The 1,369-nt window shown below is 23.5% G+C and carries 2 protein-coding genes; both read right to left on the bottom strand.

All coding sequences use genetic code 11. The features are described from left to right. Positions 1-329, bottom strand: a 329-nt coding sequence (locus tag KGF50_RS21475; RefSeq protein ID WP_227849942.1) for a tyrosine-type recombinase/integrase, incomplete at its 3' end; no start/stop codon positions are given. Between the two features lie 301 nt (positions 330-630). Further along, positions 631-939 (bottom strand): hypothetical protein, encoded by a 309-nt coding sequence (locus KGF50_RS21470; RefSeq protein WP_227849941.1) that lies wholly within the window; start codon positions 937-939, stop codon positions 631-633. Between the last annotated feature and the right edge of the window lie 430 nt (positions 940-1,369).

Genomic DNA, 1,369 nt, shown 5'->3' with positions numbered 1-1,369 from the left:
TCTTCCATAACTTGAGTATATATATTTAAAGTTATTGATATATCATAATGACCCATTAAAACTTGTACAGTTTTAGGTGGAATATCATTCTCAAAAAGTCTAGTTGCATAAGTTTTTCTAAGGCTATGAAACTTTATAGGCTCTATATTTAAACTTTTTAATATAGATTTTAAATTTATTAAAGGTCTTTTATCATCTATAGGAATACCTAATTCATTATAAAATACATAATTATCATTCATATATAATTCTCCAGCTCTTAATATATCTGCATTTTGACTTATTTTATGTTCTCTCAATTTATTTAAAATATCTTTTGGAATAGGCACAGTTCTGTAAGAATTTGATATACAAATTCACTTATCATTCTTCTATTGTATGTTAAAGTGTATTTTCAAGTTTTTTATTTTTCTCTTTTAATTCATTATTTTCTTGTACTAATTTAAAACAATCCTTGTTTTTGATAGTTATATTTTCTTTTTGAGATATTAATTTTTTTAATCGAATATTATTTCCGTTATTTGTTGGTTCACTAAAGTAATCATAGATTGTTTCTACATTTTCTTCTGAAAGACCAGTATTCAGTAGGTCATCAATTGATTGTTTTGTAAGAATATAATTTTTAATAATTTATTTTATTTCATCAGGATGTAATGATAATTCTAATTCATAATTAGAAATACAATCTGAAAGTATCCAATTATAAACTTGCCCTTCTGTTAACTCTAGTTTTTCATCAAGTTTATAATATTGGTCTTTATCAGAACAAGCGCCTAGCAATAAAGTTGAGGTGATTATAATATCATCATTCTCTATAAGACTTGAAATAGCCTTTAAAAATTCATCAAAAGAATAGTATTCTTCTGGAAATAAAGACTGTAAAAAATATAAAACATTTTCATTGGTTATTACTTCATTTTCAATATCAAAATAAAACATAGTCTTTTCAATGTTCAGAGATTTAGCGAGTTTTACTAAGGTATCTATGCTAGGGATTATTTTATAATTTTCATAATTTATTAGAGCATTTCTTGAGACACTACTAATTTCAGCAAGTTGAATCTGTGTTAGTTATTTTGTTTTCTTATCTTTTTTTAGTTTTTTCAAATTTGCAATATTATCACCTCGTATAAGGTATATCCTAAAAGTACACAAATGACAACATAAAAATAATATATTTTTATTGATAGTATACATATATCAATATTATAATTAAAATATAAAGCTTACGAATGTAAATTAAAAAAGCAAGGGAAAAGTGTGGGAATCAATTTGAGAATATTTAGGATTAAAAAAGGTCTAAAGCAATAAGAATTAGTAGATATAGTTGGCATATCAAGGAGATTTTTTATTTATAAGTATACTAGAT

The organism is Clostridioides sp. ZZV15-6598 (assembly GCF_020657705.1).
GTDB classification, from domain to species: Bacteria; Bacillota; Clostridia; order Peptostreptococcales; family Peptostreptococcaceae; genus Clostridioides; species Clostridioides difficile_F.
The sequence above is the reverse complement of the archived record's forward strand: the minus strand, read 5'-3'. Positions and strand labels throughout refer to the sequence as shown.

What these genes read in the sequence shown, in the direction of transcription:
- KGF50_RS21470 (WP_227849941.1), bottom strand. Translation starts at nt 939, where the DNA reads ATGTTTTATTTTGATATTGAAAATGAAGTAATAACCAATGAAAATGTT.